The sequence below is a fragment of the Chelativorans sp. M5D2P16 genome, assembly GCF_034427935.1.
Taxonomy (GTDB): domain Bacteria; phylum Pseudomonadota; class Alphaproteobacteria; order Rhizobiales; family Rhizobiaceae; genus Chelativorans.
Window position 1 is genome coordinate 243,978 of record NZ_JAXQNM010000038.1, and the last position, 24,715, is coordinate 268,692.

22 protein-coding genes are annotated in these 24,715 nt (G+C 65.9%); 12 read left to right on the forward strand and 10 right to left on the reverse strand.

What is annotated here, in order from left to right:
- Positions 1 to 33: 33 nt before the first annotated feature.
- From SIN08_RS18965 to tesB, 4 genes are all read right to left on the reverse strand, one after another.
- Positions 34 to 2,589: a DNA translocase FtsK gene (locus SIN08_RS18965; protein WP_322453162.1), complete on the reverse strand. Its 2,556-nt coding sequence runs from the start codon at positions 2,587 to 2,589 to the stop codon at positions 34 to 36.
- 266 nt (positions 2,590 to 2,855) lie between these two features.
- The gene (locus SIN08_RS18970) at positions 2,856 to 4,217 is read right to left on the reverse strand and encodes an ammonium transporter (RefSeq protein WP_322453163.1); all 1,362 of its coding nucleotides are present in this window, start codon (positions 4,215 to 4,217) and stop codon (positions 2,856 to 2,858) included.
- Between the two features lie 29 nt (positions 4,218 to 4,246).
- A complete protein-coding gene (locus tag SIN08_RS18975; protein WP_322453164.1) occupies positions 4,247 to 4,585 on the reverse strand; it encodes a P-II family nitrogen regulator in 339 nt (112 codons plus the stop codon).
- A gap of 214 nt (positions 4,586 to 4,799) precedes the next feature.
- Entirely contained in the window at positions 4,800 to 5,666 is an 867-nt protein-coding gene (gene tesB, locus SIN08_RS18980; RefSeq protein ID WP_322453165.1) for an acyl-CoA thioesterase II, read from the reverse strand.
- A gap of 94 nt (positions 5,667 to 5,760) precedes the next feature.
- On the opposite strand from tesB, the gene SIN08_RS18985 reads away from it, so the two are divergent.
- Both SIN08_RS18985 and SIN08_RS18990 read left to right on the forward strand, forming a co-directional pair.
- Positions 5,761 to 7,008, forward strand: coding sequence for a ubiquinone biosynthesis hydroxylase (locus tag SIN08_RS18985; RefSeq protein ID WP_322453166.1), 1,248 nt, complete (start codon positions 5,761 to 5,763; stop codon positions 7,006 to 7,008).
- 42 nt (positions 7,009 to 7,050) lie between these two features.
- The gene (locus tag SIN08_RS18990) at positions 7,051 to 7,491 is read left to right on the forward strand and encodes an OsmC family protein (RefSeq protein WP_322453167.1); all 441 of its coding nucleotides are present in this window, start codon (positions 7,051 to 7,053) and stop codon (positions 7,489 to 7,491) included.
- A 67-nt stretch (positions 7,492 to 7,558) separates the two neighbouring features.
- Here SIN08_RS18990 and SIN08_RS18995 read toward each other — a convergent pair whose 3' ends face one another.
- Together SIN08_RS18995 and SIN08_RS19000 are read right to left on the reverse strand one after the other, a co-directional pair.
- Positions 7,559 to 8,350, reverse strand: coding sequence for a hypothetical protein (locus SIN08_RS18995; protein ID WP_322453168.1), 792 nt, complete (start codon positions 8,348 to 8,350; stop codon positions 7,559 to 7,561).
- Between the two features lie 44 nt (positions 8,351 to 8,394).
- Positions 8,395 to 8,751, reverse strand: coding sequence for a hypothetical protein (locus SIN08_RS19000; protein WP_322453169.1), 357 nt, complete (start codon positions 8,749 to 8,751; stop codon positions 8,395 to 8,397).
- 156 nt (positions 8,752 to 8,907) lie between these two features.
- On the opposite strand from SIN08_RS19000, the gene SIN08_RS19005 reads away from it, so the two are divergent.
- From SIN08_RS19005 to msrA, 6 genes are all read left to right on the forward strand, one after another.
- On the forward strand, positions 8,908 to 9,369 hold the full coding sequence (locus SIN08_RS19005; protein ID WP_322453170.1) for a GNAT family N-acetyltransferase: 462 nt from the start codon (positions 8,908 to 8,910) through the stop codon (positions 9,367 to 9,369).
- Positions 9,370 to 9,545: 176 nt separating this feature from the next.
- Entirely contained in the window at positions 9,546 to 9,953 is a 408-nt protein-coding gene (sdhC, locus tag SIN08_RS19010) for a succinate dehydrogenase, cytochrome b556 subunit (protein ID WP_322453171.1), read from the forward strand.
- Position 9,954: 1 nt separating this feature from the next.
- The gene (gene sdhD / locus SIN08_RS19015; RefSeq protein WP_322453172.1) at positions 9,955 to 10,338 is read left to right on the forward strand and encodes a succinate dehydrogenase, hydrophobic membrane anchor protein; all 384 of its coding nucleotides are present in this window, start codon (positions 9,955 to 9,957) and stop codon (positions 10,336 to 10,338) included.
- Positions 10,339 to 10,345: 7 nt separating this feature from the next.
- Positions 10,346 to 12,178, forward strand: a complete 1,833-nt coding sequence (sdhA, locus tag SIN08_RS19020; RefSeq protein ID WP_322453173.1) for a succinate dehydrogenase flavoprotein subunit — start codon at positions 10,346 to 10,348, stop codon at positions 12,176 to 12,178.
- A gap of 13 nt (positions 12,179 to 12,191) precedes the next feature.
- Positions 12,192 to 12,971, forward strand: a complete 780-nt coding sequence (locus tag SIN08_RS19025) for a succinate dehydrogenase iron-sulfur subunit (RefSeq protein ID WP_322453174.1) — start codon at positions 12,192 to 12,194, stop codon at positions 12,969 to 12,971.
- Between the two features lie 135 nt (positions 12,972 to 13,106).
- Positions 13,107 to 13,751, forward strand: coding sequence for a peptide-methionine (S)-S-oxide reductase MsrA (gene msrA / locus SIN08_RS19030; protein WP_322453175.1), 645 nt, complete (start codon positions 13,107 to 13,109; stop codon positions 13,749 to 13,751).
- 6 nt (positions 13,752 to 13,757) lie between these two features.
- On the opposite strand, the gene SIN08_RS19035 is transcribed toward msrA, so the two are convergent.
- The gene (locus SIN08_RS19035; RefSeq protein ID WP_322453176.1) at positions 13,758 to 14,882 is read right to left on the reverse strand and encodes a Glu/Leu/Phe/Val family dehydrogenase; all 1,125 of its coding nucleotides are present in this window, start codon (positions 14,880 to 14,882) and stop codon (positions 13,758 to 13,760) included.
- Between the two features lie 210 nt (positions 14,883 to 15,092).
- Here SIN08_RS19035 and SIN08_RS19040 point away from each other — a divergent pair, with 210 nt between their 5' ends.
- A complete protein-coding gene (locus SIN08_RS19040; RefSeq protein ID WP_322453177.1) occupies positions 15,093 to 15,398 on the forward strand; it encodes a hypothetical protein in 306 nt (101 codons plus the stop codon).
- 5 nt (positions 15,399 to 15,403) lie between these two features.
- Here the strand turns inward: SIN08_RS19040 and SIN08_RS19045 are convergent, their stop codons facing one another.
- Complete coding sequence (locus SIN08_RS19045; protein ID WP_322453178.1) at positions 15,404 to 15,859, reverse strand: cyclic nucleotide-binding domain-containing protein; 456 nt, start codon at positions 15,857 to 15,859, stop codon at positions 15,404 to 15,406.
- A 53-nt stretch (positions 15,860 to 15,912) separates the two neighbouring features.
- Positions 15,913 to 16,596 carry a response regulator transcription factor gene (locus tag SIN08_RS19050; RefSeq protein WP_322453179.1) on the reverse strand — a complete coding sequence of 228 codons (684 nt, stop codon included), beginning with the start codon at positions 16,594 to 16,596 and terminating at the stop codon, positions 15,913 to 15,915.
- Between the two features lie 85 nt (positions 16,597 to 16,681).
- Here SIN08_RS19050 and SIN08_RS19055 point away from each other — a divergent pair, with 85 nt between their 5' ends.
- The 3 genes from SIN08_RS19055 (at position 16,682) to SIN08_RS19065 (ending at position 23,606) form a co-directional block, all read left to right on the forward strand.
- Positions 16,682 to 17,296 (forward strand): L,D-transpeptidase family protein, encoded by a 615-nt coding sequence (locus SIN08_RS19055; protein ID WP_322453180.1) that lies wholly within the window; start codon positions 16,682 to 16,684, stop codon positions 17,294 to 17,296.
- A 137-nt stretch (positions 17,297 to 17,433) separates the two neighbouring features.
- Complete coding sequence (locus SIN08_RS19060; RefSeq protein ID WP_322453181.1) at positions 17,434 to 22,215, forward strand: NAD-glutamate dehydrogenase; 4,782 nt, start codon at positions 17,434 to 17,436, stop codon at positions 22,213 to 22,215.
- Between the two features lie 65 nt (positions 22,216 to 22,280).
- Positions 22,281 to 23,606 carry an MFS transporter gene (locus SIN08_RS19065; protein WP_322453306.1) on the forward strand — a complete coding sequence of 442 codons (1,326 nt, stop codon included), beginning with the start codon at positions 22,281 to 22,283 and terminating at the stop codon, positions 23,604 to 23,606.
- 107 nt (positions 23,607 to 23,713) lie between these two features.
- Here SIN08_RS19065 and SIN08_RS19070 read toward each other — a convergent pair whose 3' ends face one another.
- Complete coding sequence (locus SIN08_RS19070; RefSeq protein ID WP_322453182.1) at positions 23,714 to 24,715, reverse strand: 4-hydroxyproline epimerase; 1,002 nt, start codon at positions 24,713 to 24,715, stop codon at positions 23,714 to 23,716.

Consider the following 24,715-nt stretch of genomic DNA (forward strand, 5'->3'; position numbering starts at 1 on the left):
GGTCTGCCGGCGAGGGCGGCGGTCTTTCCCGCCTCAGACCTCCTCGTTCTCCGTGGGCACCAGGATCTCGCGCTTGCCGGCATGGTTTGCCGGTCCGACGATGCCTTCCTGCTCCATGCGCTCGATGATGGAGGCAGCGCGGTTGTAGCCGATGCCGAGGCGGCGCTGGATGTAGCTGGTGGACGCCTTGCCGTCGCGCAGCACCACGGCGACCGCCTGGTCGTAAGGGTCGGCCGAATCCGAGAGGTTGCCGCTCGAGCCGCCGTCGCCGCCCGAATCGGACTCGTCTTCCTGCGTCACCGCCTCCAAATAGGCCGGTGCGCCCTGCATCTTCAGATGCGCCACGATCTCCTCGACCTCCGTGTCGGAGACGAAGGCACCGTGCACGCGCTGGATGCGCCCGCCCCCGGCCATGTAGAGCATGTCGCCCATGCCGAGAAGCTGCTCCGCGCCCTGCTCGCCGAGGATCGTCCGGCTGTCGATCTTGGAGGTCACCTGGAAGGAGATGCGGGTCGGGAAGTTGGCCTTGATCGTGCCGGTGATCACGTCCACCGACGGGCGCTGCGTGGCCATGATGACGTGGATGCCTGCCGCACGGGCCATCTGCGCCAGGCGCTGCACCGCGCCTTCGATGTCCTTGCCGGCGACCATCATCAGGTCCGCCATCTCGTCGATGATGACGACGATGAAGGGCATCGGCTCGAGATCCAGATCCTCCGTTTCGTAGATGGCCTCCCCCGTCTCCCGGTCGAACCCGGTCTGGACGGTGCGGGTGATGGTTTCGCCCTTCTTCTTCGCGGCGGCCACGCGCTGGTTGAAGCCCTCGATGTTGCGCACACCCACCTTGGACATCTTGCGGTAGCGGTCCTCCATCTCCCGCACGGTCCATTTGAGCGCCACCACGGCCTTCTTCGGGTCCGTGACGACGGGGCTGAGGAGATGGGGAATGCCGTCGTAGACGGACAATTCCAGCATCTTGGGATCGATCATGATCAGCCGGCACTGCTCCGGGTTCATGCGGTAAAGCAGCGACAGGATCATGGTGTTGATGGCCACCGACTTGCCCGAGCCGGTGGTGCCGGCCACCAGGAGGTGCGGCATCTTGGCGAGATCGGCGATCACGGATTCGCCGCCGATCGTCTTTCCGAGCGTCAGCGCCAGGCGCGTCCTTGTCGTCTCGAACTCGCGGCTGGCCAGGAGCTCGCGCAGATAGACCGTCTCGCGGCTGGAGTTGGGCAGCTCGATGCCGATCGCGTTGCGTCCCGGCACCACCGCCACGCGGGCGGCGATGGCGCTCATGGAGCGGGCGATATCGTCGGCGAGGCCGATGACACGCGAGGACTTGATGCCCGGCGCCGGCTCCAGTTCGTAGAGCGTGACCACCGGACCGGGCCGCACATGGATGATCTCGCCCTTGACGCCGAAATCCTCCAGCACGCCCTCCAGAAGCCGCGCATTCTGCTCCAGAGCGTCCTTGGACAGGCTGGAATCCTTGCTCCGCGCCTTCGGCTCGGCGAGCAGATGCAGCGGGGGGAGGGTGAACTCGCCCGTTTCGAGAAAGGTCGGCTGCGCCTCCCGGCGCACCCGTGCGCCGGGCGCGGGACGGGGTGCAGGGTTTTCCACGCGCGCGGCGGGCTGCTGAACCGGAGCAGCCGGCGGGGCGGCGGACTCCGCATGATACGGCGCCGGGCTGCGCTCCGCGCGCGGCGAGACATCGGCGAAGGCCTCCGCCCCCAGCCCGTCCTCGTGGAAGTCCGGCTCGATCCGCCCGTCTTCACAGGGCTCCTGAACCATGGCAGCGCCCTGCGGCAAGGGCACGTCGAACTCCTCCGGCAGGTCCGCTTCATGGGCGGAGAAGCGCCGGCGCCAGAAGGCGCGGGCCGAAAGCCACCAATGGACGAGGATGCCAAGGGCGACATAGCCGCCGCCTCCTTCGTCCTCCTCGTCTTCTTCCTCCGCCTCCGCGTAATCGTCGAACGCCTCCGATTCCGTTTCGGCCATGACCGGCACAACACTCCGGCCGAGCGCACCGGAACCATAAAGGGTTAGCCACACGGCCGGACCGAGAAGCAGCGCCGCCACCAGCATACCGAACCAGCCGGTCGGATAATTGCCGCTGACCACCGCCGGTGCGGCCAAAACCATATCGCCGAAAACGCCGCCGAGGCCGGTGGGCAAGGGCCAGGTCTGTGGCGGCGTAAGGCATCCCGCCACGCCCGCAGAAAGCACCGCGCCGGTGAGCCACGCCCCTACACGCCGCCAGGGCCGGTCGACGCCGCGGGCGGTGGTGAGGAAGATGCCCCAGAAAACCGCCGGTACGAGCCCCGCGACCGAGGCGAGCCCGAAGAACTGCATGGCGATGTCTGAGAAAACCGCCCCCGGAAAGCCCATCGCGTTGGTTACCGGATTGTCCGTCGCGTAGCTGAGGCTGGGGTCGGCGACGTTCCACGTGGCGAGGCTGGCCAGGCCGAAGGCGACCAGCACGAGCAGCGCGACGCCCAGGCCGCGCGCGGCCTGCCGCCGCAGGAAGGATTGCAACCCGAAACCGCCCTCATACATGGAAAATGTCGCGGAAGACCCGGAACTCATTCACTTAATCCCCGTCCATACGTCGTTCTTGGCGCGCTGAGACGGGCCCACCCTAGCCCCGTGAAGGTTAAGGCGGCATTAACCATGCAGGTAGGGCTTTGCGGCGGACTGCGCTGCATTCTGGGCGCTGTCAGGGCGATGGATGGAAATGAAAAAAGGCCCGGATCGCTCCGGGCCAAGGTTGCAGCAGCGGCCAAAGTGGCGGTGCTGCGACGGGAAGTGTTGCACCCGGCCGGTGCCGGCCGGGTGATTCGCATACGCCGGGGTCAGCGGACCCTGGAGGCGATGAACTCCGGGTAAGCCTCGACGCCGACCTCGCCCACGTCGAGCCCGCTCTGCTCTTCCTCGGGGCTGACCCTGAGACCCATCACGGCCTTGAGGATCATCCAGACGACAAGCGAGGCGACGAAGGTGAAGACGCCGTAGGCAAGGATGCCGACGATCTGCACCCCGAAGCTGGTGTCCGCATTCGTCAGCGGCACGGCGAGCGTGCCCCAGATGCCGGCAATGAGGTGCACGGGAATGGCGCCCACCACGTCGTCGATCTTGAACTTGTCGAGGAGCGGTACCGTGAAGACCACGATGACGCCGCCGATGGCACCGATGACGATCGCCATGAAGGGACTCGGCGTCAGCGGCTCGGCGGTGATGGAGACGAGACCGGCCAGCGCGCCGTTGAGCACGAAGGTGATGTCCACCTTCTTGTAGACGATCTGCGTCAGGATCAGCGCCGCAACGACGCCGCCCGCAGCGGCCAGATTGGTGTTGGCGAAGATGCGGCTCACGTCGGAGGCGTCGGCATTCGATCCGAGCGCGAGCTGCGAGGCGCCGTTGAAGCCAAACCAGCCGAGCCACAGGATGAAGGTGCCGAGCGTGGCGAGCGCCATGTTGGAGCCCGGGATCGGCTGCACCTCGCCCTTCAGCCCGTACTTGCCTTCGCGCGCACCGAGCAGGATGGCGCCGGCAAGCGCCGCCCAGCCGCCGACCGAGTGGACGAGCGTGGAGCCGGCGAAATCGGAAAAGCCCATCTCCGACAGCCAGCCGCCGCCCCATTGCCAGGAGCCGGCGATCGGGTAGATGAAGCCGGTCAGCACGACGACGAAGATCAGGAACGGCCACAGTTTGATGCGCTCGGCGAGCGTGCCCGAGACGATCGAGGCCGCGGTGGCTACGAAAACCATCTGGAAGAACCAGTCGGAAGCGACCGCATAGTCGCCTTCATTGGCCGTGCCGGCATCCGGCCAGCTATAGGGCCACAGCGTACCCATGAAGCTATTCACGTCGACATACATGAGCGAATAGCCGACGGCCCAGTACATCAGCCCGGCGATCGAATAGAGCGATATGTTCTTCAGAAGCTGCATGGAGACGTTCTTGGAACGCACCATGCCGGCCTCCAGCATGGCGAAGCCGGCCGCCATCCACATGACGAGAAAGCCGCCCATGAGGAACAGGAGCGTATTGAAGACGAAGGCCGTCTCGCCGCTTACGCCGGCGGCTGCGGTCGCCGCCTCGGCGGCCTCCTCGGCCGCTTCCTGTGCGAAAGCGGGCAGGGATGTGAAAGCCGTGAGCGCAAGGGCGCCCAACACGGGGCCGCGCGCCCCGAAGCCAATATTCGGAAATCTCATCTCATTCTCCCTGGAAAACCGGATGCGGCTCAAAGCGCGTCGGTGTCGGTTTCGCCGGTGCGGATGCGCACGGCCTTTTCGATGTTGTGGACGAAGATCTTGCCGTCACCGATCTGGCCGGTCTTGGCGGCGGTGGCGATCGCGTCCACCGCCTGGTCGACGAGGTCGGAATCGACCACGACCTCCACCTTGACCTTGGGCAGGAAGCTCACCGCGTATTCGGCGCCGCGATAGATTTCCGTGTGCCCCTTCTGCCGCCCGTAGCCTTTGACTTCGGTGACGGTCAGCCCCTGTATGCCGAGGTCGGTCAGCGCCTCGCGCACCGCCTCCAGCTTGAACGGCTTTACGATTGCCATCACGAGTTTCATCAGGTTTCACCCTTTGCCATTGCGGTCGAGCCGCGTTGCGTGCCGCCAGCCCCAGCGCCTGCCGACATGCCCAGGGTGATTCAAGTGCCGTGCCAACTGCGCGGCAAAGCATTTAACCTATTGATTTCGTTCGTGGAATGAGTCTGATCCGGGAAGCGCGAAAGGCGCCCTACCGCGGGAGTCGATCAATAACTAGGCAAATATGAAAGATTGCCTATTTTTTGCGCAGCCGCACAAGGCCCTCCTGGGCCACCGACGCGATCAGCCGTCCGTCGCGTGCATAGATGCTGCCGCGCGAGAGACCCCGCGCACCGCCGGACGACGGGCTGTCCTGCGTATAGAGCAGCCAGTCGTCGAGCGCATGCGGCCGATGAAACCACATGGCGTGGTCGAGGCTGGCCATCTGCAACTCCGGATCGAAGACCGAGCGCCCATGGGCGAAAGTGGCGGTGTCGAGCAGGGTCATGTCCGACAGGTAAGCGAGCACGGCCGCCTGTACGGCGCGGTCGTCCGGCACCGGGCCCGTGGCGCGCAGCCAGACCTGCTGGAAGGGAGGCAGCTTGTTTTTCGTCGTGTAGTGCTCGACGTTGACCGGGCGGATCTCCAGCGGGCGCTCGCGCGCCCAGTAGCGGCGGATGTTTTCCGGCACGCGGTCGCCGAAGGCGGCGAGGAACTCTCGTTGCGGCCGCAGCGTTTCCGGTGCGGGAACACCGTCGGGCATAGGCAGTTGATGCTCCAGCCCTCCTTCGTCGATCTGGAAGGAGGCGGAAAGGGAAAAGATGGCATGGCCGTGCTGAATGGCGACGACGCGCCGGGTTGTGAAGCTGCCGCCGTCGCGGATACGGTCCACCTCGTAGATGATGGGTACGGCCGGGTCGCCGGGCCGCATGAAATAGCAATGCAGCGAATGGACATGGCGGTCCGCCGCCACCGTGCGCTGGGCCGCCGTAAGGGCCTGCCCGATCACCTGGCCGCCAAAGACACGCTGCCAGCCCGACTGCGGGCTGCGGCCTCGAAACAGGTTGTGTTCCAGCGCCTCGAGATTAAGAATGTCGAGAAGCGCCTGCATGGCCGACGACATGTCCTGAGCCCCTTGAGCCAGCGTTGCTCCGGCGCCGACAAACCGGACGGCGGCTGCAAAGTCAAGGCGGCCGCGAAAAACGGAGAACCCCTCGATGGCCGAAGAAAAAACGCATGAGCGCCTGCCCGAGCTCTTCGACATCGTCATCGCCGGCGCCGGCTATGTCGGTCTTCTGATCGCCGTTTCCATCGGCCAGGCCCGGCCAGGACTGAAGGTGCTGGTCGTCGACGCCGCGCCCGAGGACGCATGGCAGCGCGACGGGCGTGCCTCGGCCATCGCCGCCGCCGCGGCGCGCATGCTGCGCCAACTCGGCTGCTGGGAGGAGATCGCGCCGGAGGCGCAGCCCATCGTCGATATGGTGATCACCGATTCGCGCACGTCCGACCCCGTGCGCCCGGTGTTTCTGACCTTCGGCGGCGAGGCCGCCCCGGGCGAGCCCTTCGCCCACATGGTCATGAACCGCGACCTGACCGGCGCGCTGCGCCGCCGCGCCGCCGAGCTCGGCATCGAGGTCCGGCAGAACACGGCAGTGGAAAGCTTCGAGGTGGACCCCGTGGCCGTCAGGCTGCGGTTCGGCGACGGCACCACGCACGCCACGCGCCTGCTTATCGCCGCGGACGGGGTAAAATCGCGGCTGCGTGAGATGGCCGGCATCCGCACGGTGAAATGGGAGTACGGCCAGTCCGGCATCGTTTGCACGGTCGCCCACGAACGTCCGCATCACGGCCGCGCGGAAGAACATTTCCTGCCCGCCGGTCCCTTCGCAACCCTGCCGCTCAAGGGCAACCGCTCATCGATCGTGTGGACGGAGCGGACGGAAGCTGCCGAACGGCTGGTGGCGGAAGACGAGATCATCTTCGAGCACGAGTTGGAGCGGCGGTTCGGCCTCAAGCTGGGCGAAATCCGCGTCGAGGGCCCGCGCCGCGCCTGGCCGCTGGGGCTGACACTGGCGCGCGACTTCGTGCGCCCGCGCTTGGCGCTTGCCGGCGACGCCGCCCACGGCATCCACCCGATCGCCGGGCAGGGCCTCAATCTCGGCTTCAAGGATGCCGCCGCCCTAGCCCAAGTACTGGTGGAGGCGGACCGGCTGGGCGAGGACATCGGCGCACTCGACATATTGCAGCGCTACGAGCGCTGGCGCCGCTTCGACACCGTGCAGATGGGCATGACCACGGATGTGCTCAACCGCCTCTTCTCCAACGATTTCGCGCCGCTGCGCGCGGTCCGCGACGTCGGCCTCGGCCTCGTCGACCGCATGCCCGGCATGAAGAGCTTCTTCGTCCGGCAGGCTTCCGGCCTGACCGGCACGGCACCGCGCCTGCTCCAGGGTCAGGCGATCTGAAATCGCACGCACAACGCAACAGCCACAGCAAAGGAGACCGGCATGAAACGCTACGCAAACGTCATCTGGAACGGATCGCTCACCAAGGGCTCCGGCACCCTCCTCGAGACACAGAGCCAGGCCCTGCGCGACCTGCCGCTGAGTTTCAAGGCGCGCTTCGAGGACGAATCCGGCCGCGCCGGCACCAACCCCGAGGAACTCATCGCCGCCGCCCACGCAAGCTGCATCGCCATGCAGCTCGCCCATCTCCTGGCGGAAAACGGCACGCCGGCCGAATCCCTGGAATCCAAGGCCGAGATCGACCTGCAGCCGGCCGAAGGCGGCGGCTTCCAAATTCGCGGCAGCGCCATCACCATGGTCGGCAAGGTGGCTGGCCTTGACGAGGACCAGTTCAAGGAGATCGCCGCCAAGGCGAAGGAGATCTGCCCGGTTTCCAAGGCGCTCGGCGCCATCGACGTCACACTCGACGCCCGCTTCTCCTGACCGACCCCGGGGCGGTCAGCCCCGCTACCATCTCCAGGCGCCCGCGCTGATGGCCGGGCGCCTGCTTCTATTTGGGCGCTATATGCGGAGCGGTTGTCAGGCGATAGGCGCTGAGTTCCTTGCGGCTGAGGTGGTAGAGTGAGCGCGGCGGCGTGTCGAGCGCATGCAGCCAAAGGGCCGGATCGACCCCCATTCGTTCCAGATGCCGCGCAATGCGCGCCGTGGTCAGCTGCGTATCAGCCATCACGCGATCCGGTTCCGCCTCGCTCTTGCCGGCCGGCGAAAACTGATGAAGACCGATCACGGCGCCGGGGCCGGCCCTGCGTGTCACGCCGCCGGCCAGCACCAGCGGGCAGGAGGAGGCGCACAGGGCGCCGTCCTCGACCACCGCGCCGAGGCGCCTCTCCCGCAGGAGGCGGCCCATGACAATGGCCTCGTCAAGGGCACCGCCCGGCGAATCGAGGCTGACACGCCGCAGCCGTGTACCGTGGGCGTTAAGTACCGCGCGCAGGCGAAGGGCAGCGCCCGCATCGATATCGCCGACGGCGTGCAGCGTACCGTCGTCGCCGGGCGTAAATGCGATGGGGCGCCTGCCACCCGCTTCCCCGGCCGGAAAGCGCGGAGCCGGCAACGGCATGGGGCGCGCAACCTCCGGACCGTCCGGGACGCCCAGGATTTGCAAAGACCGCTCCAGCACCGCCGCGCTGCTGCGCCACGGGCCGCCATGCGCGTCGACAAGTTCGCGCAGCATCGCCCCGAAGAGACCGGCGCCACACAGCACCAGGACGACCGTGCTCCACCGCAACCACTCGCCGAGCCAGGCCGTCGGACCGTTCGTGCTGGAGGTGTGTGCGTTCATCGTCTCTTCCCGCAAGTGTCCGGAAGGGAAGGGTTGGAGAAGACCTAGCGACAGGCGGCCGTCGGCACGGGCACCACATTGTCCGGCAGGCCGTACATGTAGCTGCGCCCGTGAAGCAGCACGCCGTGCCGGCAACCCGGCCGCCGCTCGCGCAGGTAGAGCGCACCGTCCTCTTCTTCGAGATAGACCCGCTTTGGCTGCCGGTCATGATAAGCCAGCCGGTCGGCGTGGTGGCCCTTGCCGACCAGGATGCGCTTGAAGCCGGCCGGGCTGTGGATCACCAGGTTGCCGTAGCTGTCGCCGTAGGTCCGCTCGCCGCCGGCGGAAGCGGGAACGGCCATCGCTGCCAAGGCGGCGGCAAGCACCAGGCAACCGGCGGATGGAAAGACTCGTCCAAGCATGCGAAAGGCTCCCTCGATTGTCGCGGGCCTCCTCGCAAACGAGCTTAACGCTTTCTTAACCCTTGTCACGCCGTCGCGGGCACTTCTTCACGGCGTTCGCCGGACGTGGTTAATTCCGAAACGGGAATCGGAATGCGGCAAAGGGAGCCGAGTACCATGGGCGAAAACCACAAGGTCGAGATTGCACAACTCCGGCTGAAGGACGCGCACGCGCTGGCGCCGCTCCTGGCGGCGCATACCCAGTCGCTCAAGCGCGGCGCCCCGCGCCGGCCGGACGAATTTTACGCGGAAACACTGCTGCAGGATCGGGTGGCGGAGATCGTCGGCGCCCGCATGGACGGGGCGCTTGTGGCCTTCGCGGTCTTCTACGACCTTCCAGACCCGGTCTCGGGGCTGCGCTACGGGCTCCTAGAGCATCTTTATGTCCACCACGACCATCGCGGCAAGGGCATCGCCAAGGCACTGATCGACCTGGTCGCCGACCAGGCGGAGGAGCGCGGATGGACGAGCCTCGTGCTCAACACCCCGCGCCAGCCCGCGGAGGGCCGCAAGCTCTATGAACGGGTCGCCGTGCCGGCCGACTGGATCAGCTATGTGATTCGCTTCGATGCCCGCTGAGCGCGCATCGCTTCCCTTTAGCGGCTTCAATCGATTGAAGTTTACGGCGTTTTCTGCGGCTTTGACGCACTGCAAAAAGCGCATTAAAAAGCCAGCCGCCGGAGGCTTGGGACGAATGCGGCTGCACGACGGCGGCCTTTCAGCCATGGCCGGCCGGCGATTGAGACAGGGAAGCCATGAGCAAATCCACAGCCACCCGTGCGAGACCGCTCTCGCCGCACCTGCAGATTTATCGCTTCACGCCCACCATGGCGATGTCGATCCTGCACCGCATCACCGGCGCGGCGCTGTATTTCGGCACGCTGCTTTTCGCGCTCTGGCTGCTGGCGGCGGCAGGACCGCGGGAGCAGTTCGACTTCATCAACGGACTCTTCGGCTCGATCCTCGGCCGGCTGGTGCTCTTCGGCTACACGTGGGCGCTCCTGCACCACATGCTGGGCGGCATCCGCCACCTCATCTGGGACACCGGCCACGGCCTTGAGAAGGACACGTCGCGCAGGATCGCCTGGGGAACGTTGATCGGCTCGGTTACGCTCACCGTCATCGTCTGGATCTTGGGATACGTCGTCAGGGGGGCATTCTGATATGGCCGACATGCGCACGCCCCTGAACCGCGTCCGCGGTCTCGGCTCGGCAAGAGAAGGCACGGAGCACTTCTGGCGCCAGCGACTGACGGCGATTTCAAACCTGCCGCTCATCATCTTCTTCATCGGCTTCGTCGTCGCCTATAGCGGCGCGCCCTATGAAGAGGTGCGCGCCGCGCTCGCCCATCCGATAGTGGCGCTGCTGATCGGCTTTGCCTTTCTATCGGTGCTCTACCATATGCGGATCGGCATGCAGGTCATCATCGAAGACTATGTGCACGGCGAGGGGATGAAGCTCGCCCTCATCGTGCTCAATACCTTCTTCCCCCTGGTCGTCGGCGCGATCGCGCTCTTCGCCCTTTTCAGAATCGCCTTCGGAGGCTGAATCCCTGATGTCTGAAGCATCGCACAAAAAGGCTGGCCCGGCCTACGACTATGTCGACCATGCTTTCGACGTGGTGGTGGTGGGGGCCGGCGGTGCCGGTCTGCGCGCAACGCTCGGCATGGCCGAACAGGGATTGAAGACGGCCTGCATCACAAAGGTCTTCCCCACGCGCTCGCACACGGTGGCCGCCCAGGGCGGCATCGCAGCCTCGCTGCAGAACATGGGGCCGGACAACTGGCAGTGGCACCTTTACGACACGATCAAGGGCTCTGACTGGCTGGGCGACGTCGACGCCATGGAGTATCTGGCGCGCGAGGCGCCGGCGGCCGTCTACGAGCTGGAGCATTACGGCGTGCCCTTTTCGCGCACGGAGGAGGGCAAGATCTACCAGCGCCCCTTCGGCGGCCACATGCAGAATTTCGGTGACGGCCCGCCCGTCCAGCGCACCTGCGCCGCCGCCGACCGCACGGGTCACGCCATCCTGCACACGCTCTACGGCCAATCGGTGAAGAACCACGCGCAATTCTTCAACGAGTATTTCGCGCTCGACCTCATCATGACCGACGGCGCCTGCACCGGCGTGGTGGCCTGGAACCTCGACGACGGCACCATCCACCGCTTCGCCGCCAAGATGGTGGTGCTGGCCACCGGCGGCTATGGCCGCGCCTATTTCTCCTGCACCTCGGCCCACACCTGCACCGGCGACGGCAACGGCATGATCGCGCGTGCCGGCCTGCCCTTGCAGGACATGGAATTCGTGCAGTTCCACCCGACGGGCATCTATGGCGCCGGCTGCCTCATCACCGAGGGGGTGCGCGGCGAGGGCGGTTATCTCGTCAATTCCGAGGGCGAGCGTTTCATGGAGCGCTACGCACCGTCGGCCAAGGACCTCGCCTCGCGCGACGTCGTCTCGCGCTGCATGATGATGGAAATCCGCGAGGGCCGCGGTGTGGGCAAGGACAAGGACCACATCTACCTGCATCTCGACCATCTTGACCCGGCGGTGATCCACGAGCGCCTGCCCGGCATCGCCGAATCGGCGCGCATCTTCGCTGGCGTCGACGTGACGCGCGAGCCGATCCCCGTGCTGCCAACCGTGCACTACAATATGGGCGGCATCCCCACCAACCACTGGGGCGAGGTCTTGAACCCCACCGCCGACGACCCGGACGCCGTGGCGCCCGGCCTGATGGCCGTCGGCGAGGCGGCGTGCGCATCCGTGCACGGAGCCAACCGGCTCGGCTCCAACTCGCTCATCGATCTCGTGGTCTTCGGCCGCGCGGCGGCGATCCGCGCGGGCAAGGTCGTTGACCGCGATTCCAAGGTGCCGTCGCTGAACCTCTCCGCCTGTGAGCAGATCATGGATCGCTTCGACCGCCTCCGCCATGCGAACGGCAGCGTGCCGACTGCGGATCTGCGCGAGAAAATGCAGCGCGCCATGCAGGAGGATGCCGCCGTCTTCCGCACCCAGGAGACGCTGGAGCAGGGCTGCGAGCGGATTTCCGCGCTCTGGAAGGAGCTTCCCGACATCAAGGTCTACGACCGCTCGATGATCTGGAACTCGGACCTGGTCGAGACACTGGAATTGGGAAACCTTATGGCCAATGCCGTCACCACGGTCTATTCGGCCGTGGCGCGCAAGGAGAGCCGCGGGGCGCACGCCCGCGAGGACTTTACCGAGCGCGACGATGAGAACTGGCGCCATCACACGCTCTCGTGGGTGGACGAGACCGGCAAGGTGCGGCTCGACTACCGCCCGGTCCACACGGAACCGATGCTCGGCCACAACGAGGGCGGCATCGACCCCGCCAAGATCGCGCCCAAGGCGCGGGTGTATTGATCAGAGGGACACAATGGTCCAACTCACGCTTCCCAAGAACTCTAAGGTCACAGAGGGCAAGGTCTGGCCGAAGCCGGAGGGCGCCACGAATCTGCGCGAATACCGGGTCTACCGCTGGTCGCCCGACGGCACGGAGAACCCGCGCGTCGACACCTATTATGTCGACCTCGACGATTGCGGGCCGATGGTGCTCGACGGCTTGATCTGGATCAAGAACAAGGTCGATCCGACGCTGACCTTCCGCCGCTCCTGCCGGGAAGGCATCTGCGGCTCCTGCGCCATGAATATCGACGGCGCCAACACGCTCGCCTGCACCAAGGGCATGGACGACATCGACGACGCGGTGAAGATCTATCCCCTGCCGCACATGCCGGTGGTCAAGGATCTGGTGCCGGACCTCTCGGTGCCCTATGCGCAGCTTTCCTCCATCGAGCCCTGGCTGCAGACGGTGACGCCGGAGCCGGCGAGCGAGTGGCGGCAGAGCCATGAGGACCGGGCCAAGCTCGATGGGCTCTACGAGTGCATCCTGTGCTTCTGCTGCCAGACCTCGTGCCCCAGCTACTGGTGGAACGGTGAACGCTATCTCGGCCCAGCCGTGCTTCTGCAGGCCTATCGCTGGCTGATCGATTCGCGCGACGAGGCGACGGGGGAGCGGCTCGACAACCTGGAAGACCCGTTTCGGCTCTACCGCTGCCACACCATCATGAACTGCACCCAGACCTGCCCCAAGGGCCTCAATCCCGCCAAGGCGATTGCGGAAATCAAGAAGATGATGGTCGAGCGACGGGTCTGAGGCACCGCGTATCCGCCTCGGGTCCGGCAGCGCATCTCGGGCGGTTCCGGCGCTTGCTCACGCAACCGTGTAGCGGATTGAGTTTGCCCGAACGCGTCGAGACGATAGGTGTCGTCCGGTAACGGAGGTTCGCCCATGACCCGTCTTTACGCTGCTTTTACCGCTGTCGCGCTGACGGCGGTCCTCGCCCTTCTCCATCCCGCCGCCGCGGAGGAAAGAACGGCGGTCTTCGCCGGCGGCTGCTTCTGGTGCGTGGAGGCTGATTTCGACAAGGTCCCGGGTGTCGTCTCCACCGTTTCCGGCTACACCGGCGGGGAGACGGACAATCCCAGCTATCGCAACTATTCTTCGGGCGGGCACCGGGAGGCGGTGGAGATCACCTTCGACGACGAACGGGTGAGCTATGAAAAGCTGCTCGACGTGTTCCTCCACTCGGTCGATCCCACGGATGCGGGCGGCCAGTTCTGCGACAGGGGCCACGGTTACACGACGGCGATCTACGCCCTCGACGAGACGCAGAGAAGAAAGGCGGAAGAAGCCAAGAAAGCCGCCGAGGCCGAACTGGGCCAGTCGGTGGTCACGCCCATCGTGGCGGCTTCCGAATTCTGGCCAGCGGAGGACTATCACCAGAACTACTACCAGAGCGACGAGCGCATCCTCACCCGCTTCGGCTACATCACCAAGGCCGACGCCTACGAGGGCTACCGGAACGGCTGCCGGCGCGATCAGCGGCTGCGCGAGGTCTGGGGCGAGACGGCCCTGCGCGGCATCGCCAAGTAGCACTCTTCACCGTGTAAACGCGGCCGTAATCCGGTCCATGGCGATTTCGGCGGCGATATCGCTGGTCGGCCGTCCTTGTCTTTCGGAACGGGTGAAGATGTCGCGCAAGGTCTCGGGAATCCTTGCCACCCTTTCCATGGCCGCTTCCCGGTCGTAGCCGCCGGGGCCAAGCTCCGCCGCCGCGTTGATGAGCCCGCCGGCATTGATCACGTAATCCGGCGCGTAGAGCACCCCTTTTTCCATCAGAAGCCGCGCGTCCTCGTGACGCGCCAGCTGGTTGTTCGCCGAGCCGGCGACGATTTCCGCCTTGAGCTGGGGGATCGTCGCCCGGGATATCACGCCGCCCAGGGCGCAGGGCACGATAACATCGACATCGGTGCCAACGATATCCGCGGCCGCAACGATTTCGGCGCCGAAGGCCTCCTGCGCACGCGCAGCCCGCCCCGCATCGATATCGGCGACCGCCAGCCGCGCACCCGCATCGTGGAGTTTTTCGCACAGCGCCCAGCCGACGGCGCCAAGCCCCTGGACCGCCACGCCTACTTTATCGAGCCGATCCGTGCCGCGGCGATGCGCGAGTGCGGCCTTCAGCCCCAGGAAGACGCCGTGCGCGGTCACCGGCGAGGGATTGCCGCTGCCGCCGCGTGTCGTACCCACCACATTGGCGGTGTGCACCCGCAGGAAATCGGCGTCGGCGAGCGTCAGGCCCACATCCTCGGCGGTAAAGAACTGCCCTTCGAGAACCGAGAGCATTTCGGCATAGGCCGAAAGCAATGCCGGCGTCTTGCCGGTCTTCGGATCGGCGATGATGACGGCCTTGCCACCGCCGAAGGGCGTGCCGGCGATCGCCGACTTGTACGTCATCCCGCGCGACAGCCGCAGCGCATCGGTCAGCGCCGCTTCGAAACTTTCGTGCGGCCAGACCCGTGTGCCGCCCAGTGCCGGCCCGAGGGCCGTGTTGTGGATGGCGACAATGGCGGTGAGCCCCCGCGCCTCGTCGCGCCCGCACCAGACGCGCTCGTGGCCGTCATAGGCCGGAAGCCCGGCGGCATCGGCGGTAATGTCGAGGATTTCCAGAGCGGACGCGCCGACTGGCTTCTTCAGCGTCCTCGGCTCGCGGATATGCAGCATGGCATCATTCCTCCCGAATGGACCATCTATCCCTCTAAATGTAGGAGCGCTGGCAGATTTTTGGTTGCGAAGACGGGCGGCGCCAAGACCGTCCGTTGCGCCTGGGGCGCCGATTCATCGCGAAACTTTCAGGGCCCCGCCGGTTGCGGCCGCGCAGGAACAAGGCGGCCCCCACCCGCGTTGAGAGACGAAGCAATGGCGGAGCGTTCCATGGCCGACACGAAGACACTGACCGATCACGACGCCATCCGCGACTGGGCCGCCGCGCGGGCGGGCCAGCCGGCCCTGAGCGACCCCGCCCAGGGGATGAGCGAGGCCGAACCGGTGCTATGCTTCGCCTTCGGCCAGCACGCCTACCAGGACACCGACCAGGGCTGGGACGAGATCGGCGAGGTCGACATCATCGAATGGGACGAATGGTTCAGGATCTTCGAGGAGCGCCAGCTCGCCCTTGTCGTCAGCGAAGACGTCCCGGGCCAGCGCGAAGAGTTCCACCAGTTCGTGCGCCGGCCCTGAGCTTCCTATTCCGTGAGCCGCGAGGCGACCGCGGTAATGCGCGCCAGCATAGCCTCGAGCCGGGCGGCGATGCGCCGGTGCAGGTCGACGGCCGTTTCGGGGAACTCCTCCAGGATGCGCCGGAACATGGAGCGGCTCAGCCGAATCACCTTCACATCCGTCTGGGCGATGGCTCCGGTCAGCCGCTCGTTCTCGGCGATCAGGGCCAGTTCGCCCAGGATGGCGCCCGGGCCGTGCACCGAGAGGATCTCGCGCTTGTCGCCGTTCTGCCGGTAGAGCGCCACCTCGCCCGAGGCCACGACGAAGGCGCAGTCGGCCGGTACGCCCTCGGAATAGAGCTTCCGCCCGGCCCCCAGGGAGAGTGTCTCTGCGCCGAAGGCCATAAGGCGTAGCTGCTCGTGCGTGAAGCCCTTGAAGAGTTCCACGCCGGATAGAACACGGATGTCGTCATCCAGCGCCATTACGGTCGTCCCCGCTCATCCCCGGTTGTTGGCGAGTGCCCCACCGCTCGGTTTCAGGGGACGAGCTTGTATCCGCCGCTTTCTGTCACAAGAATTTCAGCTTTGGAAGGATCGCGTTCGATCTTTTGCCGAAGCCGGTAGACGTGAGTCTCGAGCGTATGGGTCGTCACGCCCGAATTGTAACCCCACACTTCTTCCAGAAGAATGTCGCGGGTGACCACCTTCTGCTCGGCTCGGTAGAGGTATTTTATGATGGCCGCTTCCTTCTCGGTCAGCCGGATCTTGCCGCCGCGCTCGTCGACCAGGAGCTTGTGGCTCGGCTTGAACATGTAAGGGCCGACGGTGAACTTGGCATCCTCGCTCTGTTCGTGCTGGCGCATCTGCGCGCGGATGCGCGCCAGAAGCACGGCGAAGCGGAACGGCTTGGTGACATAGTCGTTGGCGCCGGCCTCCAGCCCGAGGATCGTGTCCGAATCGGTGTCTTGGGCGGTCAGCATGATGATGGGTGCCCGAAAACCGCTCTTGCGCAGGAGCTTGACCGCCTCGCGGCCGTCCATGTCGGGCAGTCCGACATCCATGATGATCAAGTCGACCATCCCGTTGCGGGCGGCGTGGATGGCCTTGGTGGCCGTCGCCTCCTGCAAAAGGTCGAACTCCTCGTAGAGCGCCAACTGCTCCACGAGCGTGGCCCGCAGGTCGTCATCATCATCGACAATTAGGATGGTGCGTGGCGTCATATATCAATCCGTTGATTCGTAAGCAGATACCATTGACCCCGCCCCCGTTTTCGCGGAACGTTCGTTTATGCGCAACAAGGCTGGCATGAAAGGCCGAAGCGAATATTTGTTCCACGACCCGATTATACTCCAGAAACGCAGGCAGGCCACCATACAGGAGAAGCGCCGCCGTGGCGCCCCGCAGATCAGTGTGCGTACCCGGCCGGGAAACCCCACTGAGGGGATCCTCGAAATCGAGGGAAAGACCTTCTCCTGCGCCCTCGGCCGCACCGGAACGAGCGCCTTCAAGCGCGAGGGGGACGGCGCCACGCCGATCGGGGTCATGCGGCCTCTCCTTGCCTATTACCGCGGCGACAGGAAACCCGCGGGGATGGCCCGAACGCCCCTGCCGAAGCGGGCGATAGGGCCCGGTCTCGGCTGGTGCGACGATCCCCGCGACGCCAACTACAATCGCCCGGTGCGCCTGCCATACCCGGCAAGCCACGAGGCGATGCTGCGCAAGGACCTGCTTTACGACGCCTGCATCGTGCTGGACTGGAACATGCGTCCGCGGCGGCTGGGGCGCGGCAGCGCCATTTTCCTGCATCTTGCCGCGCAGGGCATGAAACCCACCGACGGCTGCATCGCCGTCGGCCCGCGCACGATGGCGAGGCTGCTGCCGCTGCTGGAACGCGGAACGCGGATTCGCGTATGGCGATGAGACCCTGTTCGATTGCCATGATTCCTATACGTTTCCATGCCACAATGACTTCATTAGGCTCGCGACACCCCACCGGGGGTCGTCAAACGGGCACCATGCGCATACGATAGCCACGATTACCAGGAGGGGCCGCTCCGATGACCGCCAAGGCGAAACTTGCAAAATCCACTGCTCACCCGGTCAAAAAAAAGGAGTTGGACCTCGCCGGCCTGCGCGAATACCTGGTTTCCCGAGCGCCCGCCGAAGACCTTGAGCGCTACGACCGCGCTGCGATCGACCGGACGACGGAACTGGCTTTTGCCGCCTTGAAGCAGCACAAAAGCGGCGAAAGTCTGGTCGAGATCGAGAGCGCCTCGGGCATCGAGCATGCCGGGCGCGCCGTCACGGCCCTGACCATCGTCAACGACAATATGCCCTTTCTGTTCGATTCGCTCCTCGGAGAGATCACCGCTTCGGTGGGCGAGCCGACCCTCGTTCTGCATCCCGTGCTTCTCGTGCGCCACGACGAGACGGGCGTTAGCGAAATCCTCGGCGACGCGGCCTCGCGGGCGATTCGCGATGCCGAGCAGGTCAGCCTGATCCATGTTCACCTGCCGCGGCTCTCGCCGGAGCAGTGCCAGGCGCTGAAAGGCCGGCTCGAGCACATCCTCGCCCAGGTACGCGCGGCCGTCACCGACTGGAAACCGATGCTGGCCCGGCTGGACCAGGAGATCACCCGGCTGCGCTATGCGCCGGTGCCGCTCGAGGCCGACGCCGTGGCCGAGGCGATCGCCTTCCTGGAATGGCTGCGCGACGACAATTTCACGTTTCTCGGCATGCGCGAGTTCCGTTACACCGGGGGCGAGAAGGACGGCACGCTGGAGCGCGCCGACAAGAAGGGCCTCGGCATTCTGGCCGATCCCGATGTCCTCGTCTTGCGGCGCGGCGGCCAACCGGTGTCCACCACGCCGGAGATCCGCGCCTTCCTGCACGGCCCGGAGCCGCTGATCGTCACCAAGGCGAACGCCAAATCGATGGTCCATCGCCGCGCCTATCTCGACTATATCGGCGTCAAGACCTTCAGCGAGGACGGCAAGCTGACGGGCGAACTGCGCATCGTCGGCCTGTTCACCTCCACCGCCTACACGCGCTCGGTGATGAAGATCCCCTATCTGCGCTCCAAGGCGGAAGCCGTGGTCGCGCGCACCGGCTTCGCCCCCACCGACCATTCCGGCAAGGCGCTCATCAACGTCCTGGAATCCTACCCGCGCGACGAATTCTTCCAGATCAGCGTGCATCGGCTGCGCAAGCATGCCGAGGCGATCCTGGCGCTGGGTGAGCGGCCGCGCGTGCGCGTTCTCTACCGCATCGACCAGTTCGACCGCTTCGTCTCGGCCATCGTCTTCGTGCCGCGCGACCGCTACGATTCGCGCGTGCGCGCCGAGATCGGCGAATTCCTGAAGACCGTCTTCGACGGGCACCTTTCGGCCTATTATCCGGCCTTCCCGGAGGGCTCTCTGGCGCGCGTCCACTTCATCATCGGCCGTTCGGGCGGTCGGACCCCGCGCGTTCAGACGGAAGAGCTGGAAACGGGCGTGCGCGACATCGTCCGCACCTGGGACGACGCGCTGCGCGAAGCGGTGGAGGACACGGGCGCCGAGGACGAGGTCGCGGCGATCGCGGCGGGCTTTCCCGAAAGCTACCGCAACAGCTTTGCGCCAGCGACGGCGCTCAACGATGCGCGCCGCATCGCGGGCCTTTCCGCCGCCGAAACGATCGCTATCGACTTCCACCGGCCCGCGGACCTGCCGGCCGACCAGGCGGCCCTGAAGATCTATCATTTCGGCAGCCCGGTGGCGCTCAGCCGGCGCGTGCCGCTTCTGGAGCACATGGGCTTCCGCGTCATCAGCGAACGGACGTTCGAAATCGGCGAGGAAGGCGAGAACCCGGTTTTCATTCACGACATGGAGCTTGAAAACGCCTTCGACGGCGCAATCGATCTTTCCGACAACGGCGCACTGTTCGAGGAACTGTTCCTTGCCGTCTGGTACAGCGACCACGACAATGACGGCCTCAACGCACTCGCCCAGACGGCCGGTCTTCGCGCCACCGAGATCGCGGTTCTTCGCGCCTACAGCCGCTATCTGCACCAGGCCAACATCCCGCAGAGCCAGGGCTTCATCGCCGCCACCCTCAACCGCTATCCGCAGATCGCGGCAAACCTCTTCCGCCTTTTCGTCGCGCGTTTCGATGCAGCACGTGACGACGACGAGGCCGCGGCGGCACGGGAAAAGGAAATCGAGAAGGAAATCGTTCACGCGCTCGACAAGGTGCCGAGCCTCGACGACGATACGATCATTCGACGCTTTCTCAACCTGATCCAGGCGACGCTGCGCACCAACTATTTCGCCGACGTGAAAGCGCCGGGCCACCGATCGTTGGCGCTGAAATTCGATTCCCGCGCCGTCGAGGGCCTGCCCAAACCGCGTCCCTGGCGCGAGATCTTCGTCTACGGCCCGGAGGTAGAAGGTGTGCATCTGCGTTTCGGCCCCGTCGCTCGCGGCGGCCTGCGCTGGTCCGACCGCGCGCAGGATTACCGCACCGAGGTGCTGGGGCTGGTCAAGGCGCAGCAGGTGAAGAACGGCGTCATCGTGCCGGTGGGCGCCAAGGGCGGCTTCTATCCGCGGTGGTTGCCGGCGGGCGGCTCGCGCCAGGAGGTCTTCGAGGCCGGGCGCAGCGCCTACATCAATTTCATCTCCAGCCTGCTGTCGATCACCGACAACCTGCAGGGCGACGAGGTCGTGCCGCCCGAAGGCGTCGTGCGCCACGACGGCAACGACCCCTATTTCGTAGTGGCGGCCGACAAGGGCACGGCGACTTTCTCCGATACCGCCAACGAGATCAGCCAGGCGCATGATTTCTGGCTGGACGATGCCTTCGCTTCCGGCGGCTCGGCCGGTTACGACCACAAGAAGATGGGCATTACGGCGCGCGGCGCCTGGGAGGCGGTGAAGCGCCATTTCCAGGAGATGAACCGCGACATCCAGACCGAGCCCTTCACGGTCGTCGGGGTGGGCGACATGTCGGGCGACGTGTTCGGCAACGGGATGCTCTTGTCCCGCGCCACCAGACTGGTCGCCGCCTTCGACCACCGCGATATCTTCATCGACCCCGATCCGGATCCGGAGATCTCCTACGAGGAGCGCAAGCGGCTCTTCGACATCGGCCGGTCGAGTTGGCAGGACTACGACCGGTCGAAGCTCTCCACCGGCGGCGTCATCGCCTCGCGCTCGGAGAAGCAGATCACCCTTTCGCCCGAAGCGGCCGCGGCCATTGGCCTGGAAGGCACCACCGGCTCGCCCGCGGAAATCATCCGTGCGATCCTGAAGGCGCCCGTCGATCTTTTGTGGTTCGGCGGCATCGGCACCTATGTACGCGCGAGCGGGGAGCAGAACCAGGAGGTCGGCGACCGGGGCAACGATTCGGTGCGCATCACTGCGGCCGAGGTCGGCGCCAAGGTGATCGGCGAAGGTGCCAATCTTGGCGTCACCCAGCGCGGGCGGATCGAGTTCAACCTCAACGGCGGGCGCTGCAACTCCGATGCCATCGACAATTCCGGCGGCGTCAACTCCTCCGACCTCGAGGTCAACATCAAGATCGCGCTGGCCGCGGCCATGCGCAACGGGTCTCTCACCCGACCGGCGCGCAACAAGCTGCTTTCGGCCATGACGGAGGAAGTGGCCGGGCTCGTTCTGCAGAACAACTACCGCCAGACGCTCGCCATCTCGCTGGTGGAAAAGCGCGGCCTCGCCGACATGCCGCATCAGGCACGCATGATGACCATCCTGGAGAACCAGGGCCATCTTCACCGCGACGTGGAGTTCCTGCCCGGTCCGCAGGAGCTCGCCGACCGCGAAGCGCGCCGCCAGCCGCTGACCCGGGCAGAGATCGGCGTGCTGCTGGCCTATGGCAAGATCGTTCTCTTCGACGAGCTGGTGGCGAGCCCGGTTCCGGACGAGGCTCACTTCGAGGCCGATCTCTTCGCCTACTTTCCGGAGCGGATGCGCAGGAAGTATGCCGCCGAGATCCGCGGCCATCGCTTGCGCCGGGAGATCATCGCGACCGAGCTCGCCAATGACGTGATCGACCGCGGCGGTCCGACGTTCATCACGCGGCTGCAGGATTTGACGGGGCGCCCGGCGCACGACATCGTTGCCGCCTACGCCGTCGTGCGCGACGGTTTCGACCTGCGGGCGCTTCACGCGGCCATCGACGAACTGGACAACAGGATCGACGGACAGATCCAGCTTGCGCTCTACCAGCGGGTCTGGAAGCTCGTCGTCTCCGCCACGGCCTGGCAGTTGAAGAACGAGGGCGGTGACGTGAATGTCGCCCGCCGCATAGAGCGTCTGAAGAAGGCGCGCGAGACTCTGGAGCCGCAGCTCCGGCCGATCCTGCCTGCCTTCCTCGCCGACCGGATCACAACAGAAGCGGCACGGCTGGAGGCCGAAGGCACGCCGGCCGATCTCGTAGAGCGGCTGGCCTTCCTCGATGTTTCGACCCTGGTGCCGGACATCGATCTGGCCGCCGAGGCGGCCGGAGCGGACCTTGCCAATGCGGCCGGCGCCTTCTTCGCCATCACCGAAGCCTTCCGCATCAGCCGTATCGAGGCGGCGGCGGGATCGATAGCGCCCTCGGACTATTATGACGGGCTGGCACTTACACGCGCGCTCGACACGATCGACGCGGCGCGACGCAGCCTCACTGTCGCCGCCCTCAGCCAGTATGGCAGCAGCACGGACGCGGTCGCCCAGTGGACGGAAGCCGGCGGCGAGCAGGTGGTGCGCGTGCGCGAAAGGCTCCAGTCGCTGACCGACGGAGACATCACCGTCTCGCGCCTTACCGTCGCCTCCGGCCTTCTGGCGGATTTGAGCGCTTGAACCAGGTGCAAGCGTCGACGGAGGCCGCCGACGGGCGCGCCAGCCGCTCCGCGATCTGGGGCTGGATGCTCTTCGACTGGGCGCAGCAGCCTTTTCACACGCTGATCATCACTTTCGTTTTTGCCCCCTATTTCGCCGCGGCCGTCGCACCCGATGCCGCGCGCGGGCAGGAACTTTGGGGCTATGCAACGGGGATCGGCGGGCTGATGATCGCGCTCTCGTCACCGGTGCTGGGCGCCATCGCCGACGCCTCCGGCCCGCGCAAGCCCTGGATCTTCGGCTTCTCCACCATCGGTGTGCTCGCCTGCGCCGCGCTCTGGTTCGCCGTTCCCGGCATGGCACCGCTCTGGCCCGTGCTCGTCGTCGTGGCGCTCGCCTTCTTCGGAATGGAATTTGCCGCAGTCTTCAACAACGCGATGATGCCAACCCTGGTGCCACGCTCCGAGCTCGGGCGGCTGTCCGGCTCTGCATGGGGTCTCGGCTATCTCGGCGGTCTCGTCTCGCTGGTCCTGGTGCTGGGGTTCATGTCCACTACGTCGGGAACCAGCCATACGCTTCTTGGTGTGGAGCCCATATTCGGCCTCGACCCGCTGCAGAGGGAGGGCGACCGTGCGGCGGGACCGCTGACGGCGCTGTGGTACGTCGTCTTCGTGCTGCCGATGTTTCTCCTCACTCCCGATCAGCCCCGCCGCAGCGTGACGGGCGCGGTGCGCCAAGGATTGCGGCAGCTGGGCAGCACACTCTACCGCCTGCCCTCCGAGCGCAGTTATTTCAGCTTCCTCGCCTCCTCCATGTTCTACCGCGACGCTCTCAACGCCCTCTACACCTTCGGTGGCATCTATGCCGCAGGCGTTCTGAACTGGTCGATCACGCAGATCGGTTTGTTCGGCATCCTGGCGAACGTCACCGGTGCACTGGGCGCCTGGGCAGGCGGCCGCATGGACCAGGCCTTCGGACCCAAGGCGGTCGTCAGCACATCGATCCTCACCTTGAGCTTCTGCTGTCTGCTCGTCATTTCCACCACGCGTAGCGACGTCCTGTTCCTGCCGGTCGGAGGGGCGGCGGCTCTCCCGGACATCGTCTTCTTCCTCGCCGGTGCGCTGATCGGGGCCGCCGGCGGGGCGGTCCAGGCCGCATCTCGCACGCTGCTCGTCGACCAGGCGCCGCGCGCCCAGGTGACGGAAGCCTTCGGCCTCTACGCCCTGTCCGGCAAGGCGACCACCTTCATCGGCCCGTTCTCGGTGGCAGTGGCCACGGCCTACTTCTCAAGCGAGGCCCTGGCGCTGGCACCCGAAACCGCACAGCGCCTCGGCGTGACGCCGATTCTCGTGTTGTTCCTTTTGGGGCTGATACTATTGCCGATGGTGAGAAGCAGGCAGCCGGCGGGCTGACGCATGCCCGCGCTGTTCAATCCAGATAGGCACGGCGACCCCTCGCACGCGCCTCTGTCTTGAGCTTGCCGAAAGACCATGCTGCAGGCGCCGGATCCGCCACGGGACTACCGCACGGTAAACCCGTGCGCGAACGGGTCGCGATTGTCGATGAAGATCGTGTTGAGGCCCGTCATACGCGCCCAGCCGCCGATGGAAGGCACCACCGCCTTGCGCCCGCCCACCTGCACCTTCTCCTCGATCCGGCCGTTGAAGAGCGAGCCGATGATGGATTCGTGGACGAAGGCCTCGCCGGGCTTCAAGCGGCCTTTTGCGTGGAGCTGGGCCATGCGGGCCGAGGTGCCGGTGCCGCAGGGCGAGCGGTCGATGGCCTTCTCGCCGTAAAAGACGGCGTTGCGGGCATGCGCGCCCTCCTGGGTCGGCGCACCCGTCCACAGAATGTGTGTGAGGCCTGAGATCGAGGATTGCTCGGGATGGACGAACCGATGCGCCTCGTTGAGCCGCCGCCGCAGCACCGGGCTCCAGCGCACCAGGTCCGAGGCCGCGTGGTCGGCCATGTCGCGGAATCGCTCCTGCGGCTCGACGATCGCATAGAAATTGCCGCCATAAGCGACGTCGACCCGAAGGAGCCCGAGGTCCGGACATTCCACTTCGATATCCGTCGCATGAAGGAAGGCGGGGACGTTCGTGATCCGCACCTCCTCCACGTAGGCGCCCTCCTGCCGGTATTCCGCCACGACCAGCCCGGCCGGCGTGTCGAGACGGAGCACGCCCGGCGTCTTCGGCTGCACCAGGCCGTGCTCGATGGCAAAGGTGACGGTGCCGATCGTGCCGTGCCCGCACATCGGCAGGCACCCGGTCGTCTCGATGAAAAGGATTGCGACGTCGCAGTCCGTGCGCGTCGGCGGGTAGAGTATGGAGCCCGACATCATGTCGTGCCCGCGCGGCTCGAACATCAGGCCGGTGCGGATCCAGTCGTATTCGGCCATGAAGTGCGCCCGCTTTTCCAGCATGGTCGCGCCCTCCAGTCGCGGCCCACCGCCGGCGACCAGCCGCACCGGGTTCCCGCAAGTGTGCCCGTCGATGCAGAAGAAACTGTGCCTTGCCAT

What these genes read in the sequence shown, in the direction of transcription:
- SIN08_RS18965 (WP_322453162.1), bottom strand. Translation starts at nt 2,589, where the DNA reads ATGAGTTCCGGGTCTTCCGCGACATTTTCCATGTATGAGGGCGGTTTC.
- SIN08_RS18970 (WP_322453163.1), bottom strand. Translation starts at nt 4,217, where the DNA reads ATGAGATTTCCGAATATTGGCTTCGGGGCGCGCGGCCCCGTGTTGGGC.
- SIN08_RS18975 (WP_322453164.1), bottom strand. Translation starts at nt 4,585, where the DNA reads ATGAAACTCGTGATGGCAATCGTAAAGCCGTTCAAGCTGGAGGCGGTG.
- tesB (WP_322453165.1), bottom strand. Translation starts at nt 5,666, where the DNA reads ATGTCGTCGGCCATGCAGGCGCTTCTCGACATTCTTAATCTCGAGGCG.
- SIN08_RS18985 (WP_322453166.1), top strand. Translation starts at nt 5,761, where the DNA reads ATGGCCGAAGAAAAAACGCATGAGCGCCTGCCCGAGCTCTTCGACATC.
- SIN08_RS18990 (WP_322453167.1), top strand. Translation starts at nt 7,051, where the DNA reads ATGAAACGCTACGCAAACGTCATCTGGAACGGATCGCTCACCAAGGGC.
- SIN08_RS18995 (WP_322453168.1), bottom strand. Translation starts at nt 8,350, where the DNA reads ATGAACGCACACACCTCCAGCACGAACGGTCCGACGGCCTGGCTCGGC.
- SIN08_RS19000 (WP_322453169.1), bottom strand. Translation starts at nt 8,751, where the DNA reads ATGCTTGGACGAGTCTTTCCATCCGCCGGTTGCCTGGTGCTTGCCGCC.
- SIN08_RS19005 (WP_322453170.1), top strand. Translation starts at nt 8,908, where the DNA reads ATGGGCGAAAACCACAAGGTCGAGATTGCACAACTCCGGCTGAAGGAC.
- sdhC (WP_322453171.1), top strand. Translation starts at nt 9,546, where the DNA reads ATGAGCAAATCCACAGCCACCCGTGCGAGACCGCTCTCGCCGCACCTG.
- sdhD (WP_322453172.1), top strand. Translation starts at nt 9,955, where the DNA reads ATGGCCGACATGCGCACGCCCCTGAACCGCGTCCGCGGTCTCGGCTCG.
- sdhA (WP_322453173.1), top strand. Translation starts at nt 10,346, where the DNA reads ATGTCTGAAGCATCGCACAAAAAGGCTGGCCCGGCCTACGACTATGTC.
- SIN08_RS19025 (WP_322453174.1), top strand. Translation starts at nt 12,192, where the DNA reads ATGGTCCAACTCACGCTTCCCAAGAACTCTAAGGTCACAGAGGGCAAG.
- msrA (WP_322453175.1), top strand. Translation starts at nt 13,107, where the DNA reads ATGACCCGTCTTTACGCTGCTTTTACCGCTGTCGCGCTGACGGCGGTC.
- SIN08_RS19035 (WP_322453176.1), bottom strand. Translation starts at nt 14,882, where the DNA reads ATGCTGCATATCCGCGAGCCGAGGACGCTGAAGAAGCCAGTCGGCGCG.
- SIN08_RS19040 (WP_322453177.1), top strand. Translation starts at nt 15,093, where the DNA reads ATGGCCGACACGAAGACACTGACCGATCACGACGCCATCCGCGACTGG.
- SIN08_RS19045 (WP_322453178.1), bottom strand. Translation starts at nt 15,859, where the DNA reads ATGGCGCTGGATGACGACATCCGTGTTCTATCCGGCGTGGAACTCTTC.
- SIN08_RS19050 (WP_322453179.1), bottom strand. Translation starts at nt 16,596, where the DNA reads ATGACGCCACGCACCATCCTAATTGTCGATGATGATGACGACCTGCGG.
- SIN08_RS19055 (WP_322453180.1), top strand. Translation starts at nt 16,682, where the DNA reads ATGAAAGGCCGAAGCGAATATTTGTTCCACGACCCGATTATACTCCAG.
- SIN08_RS19060 (WP_322453181.1), top strand. Translation starts at nt 17,434, where the DNA reads ATGACCGCCAAGGCGAAACTTGCAAAATCCACTGCTCACCCGGTCAAA.
- SIN08_RS19065 (WP_322453306.1), top strand. Translation starts at nt 22,281, where the DNA reads ATGCTCTTCGACTGGGCGCAGCAGCCTTTTCACACGCTGATCATCACT.
- SIN08_RS19070 (WP_322453182.1), bottom strand. Translation starts at nt 24,715, where the DNA reads ATGGCAAGGCACAGTTTCTTCTGCATCGACGGGCACACTTGCGGGAAC.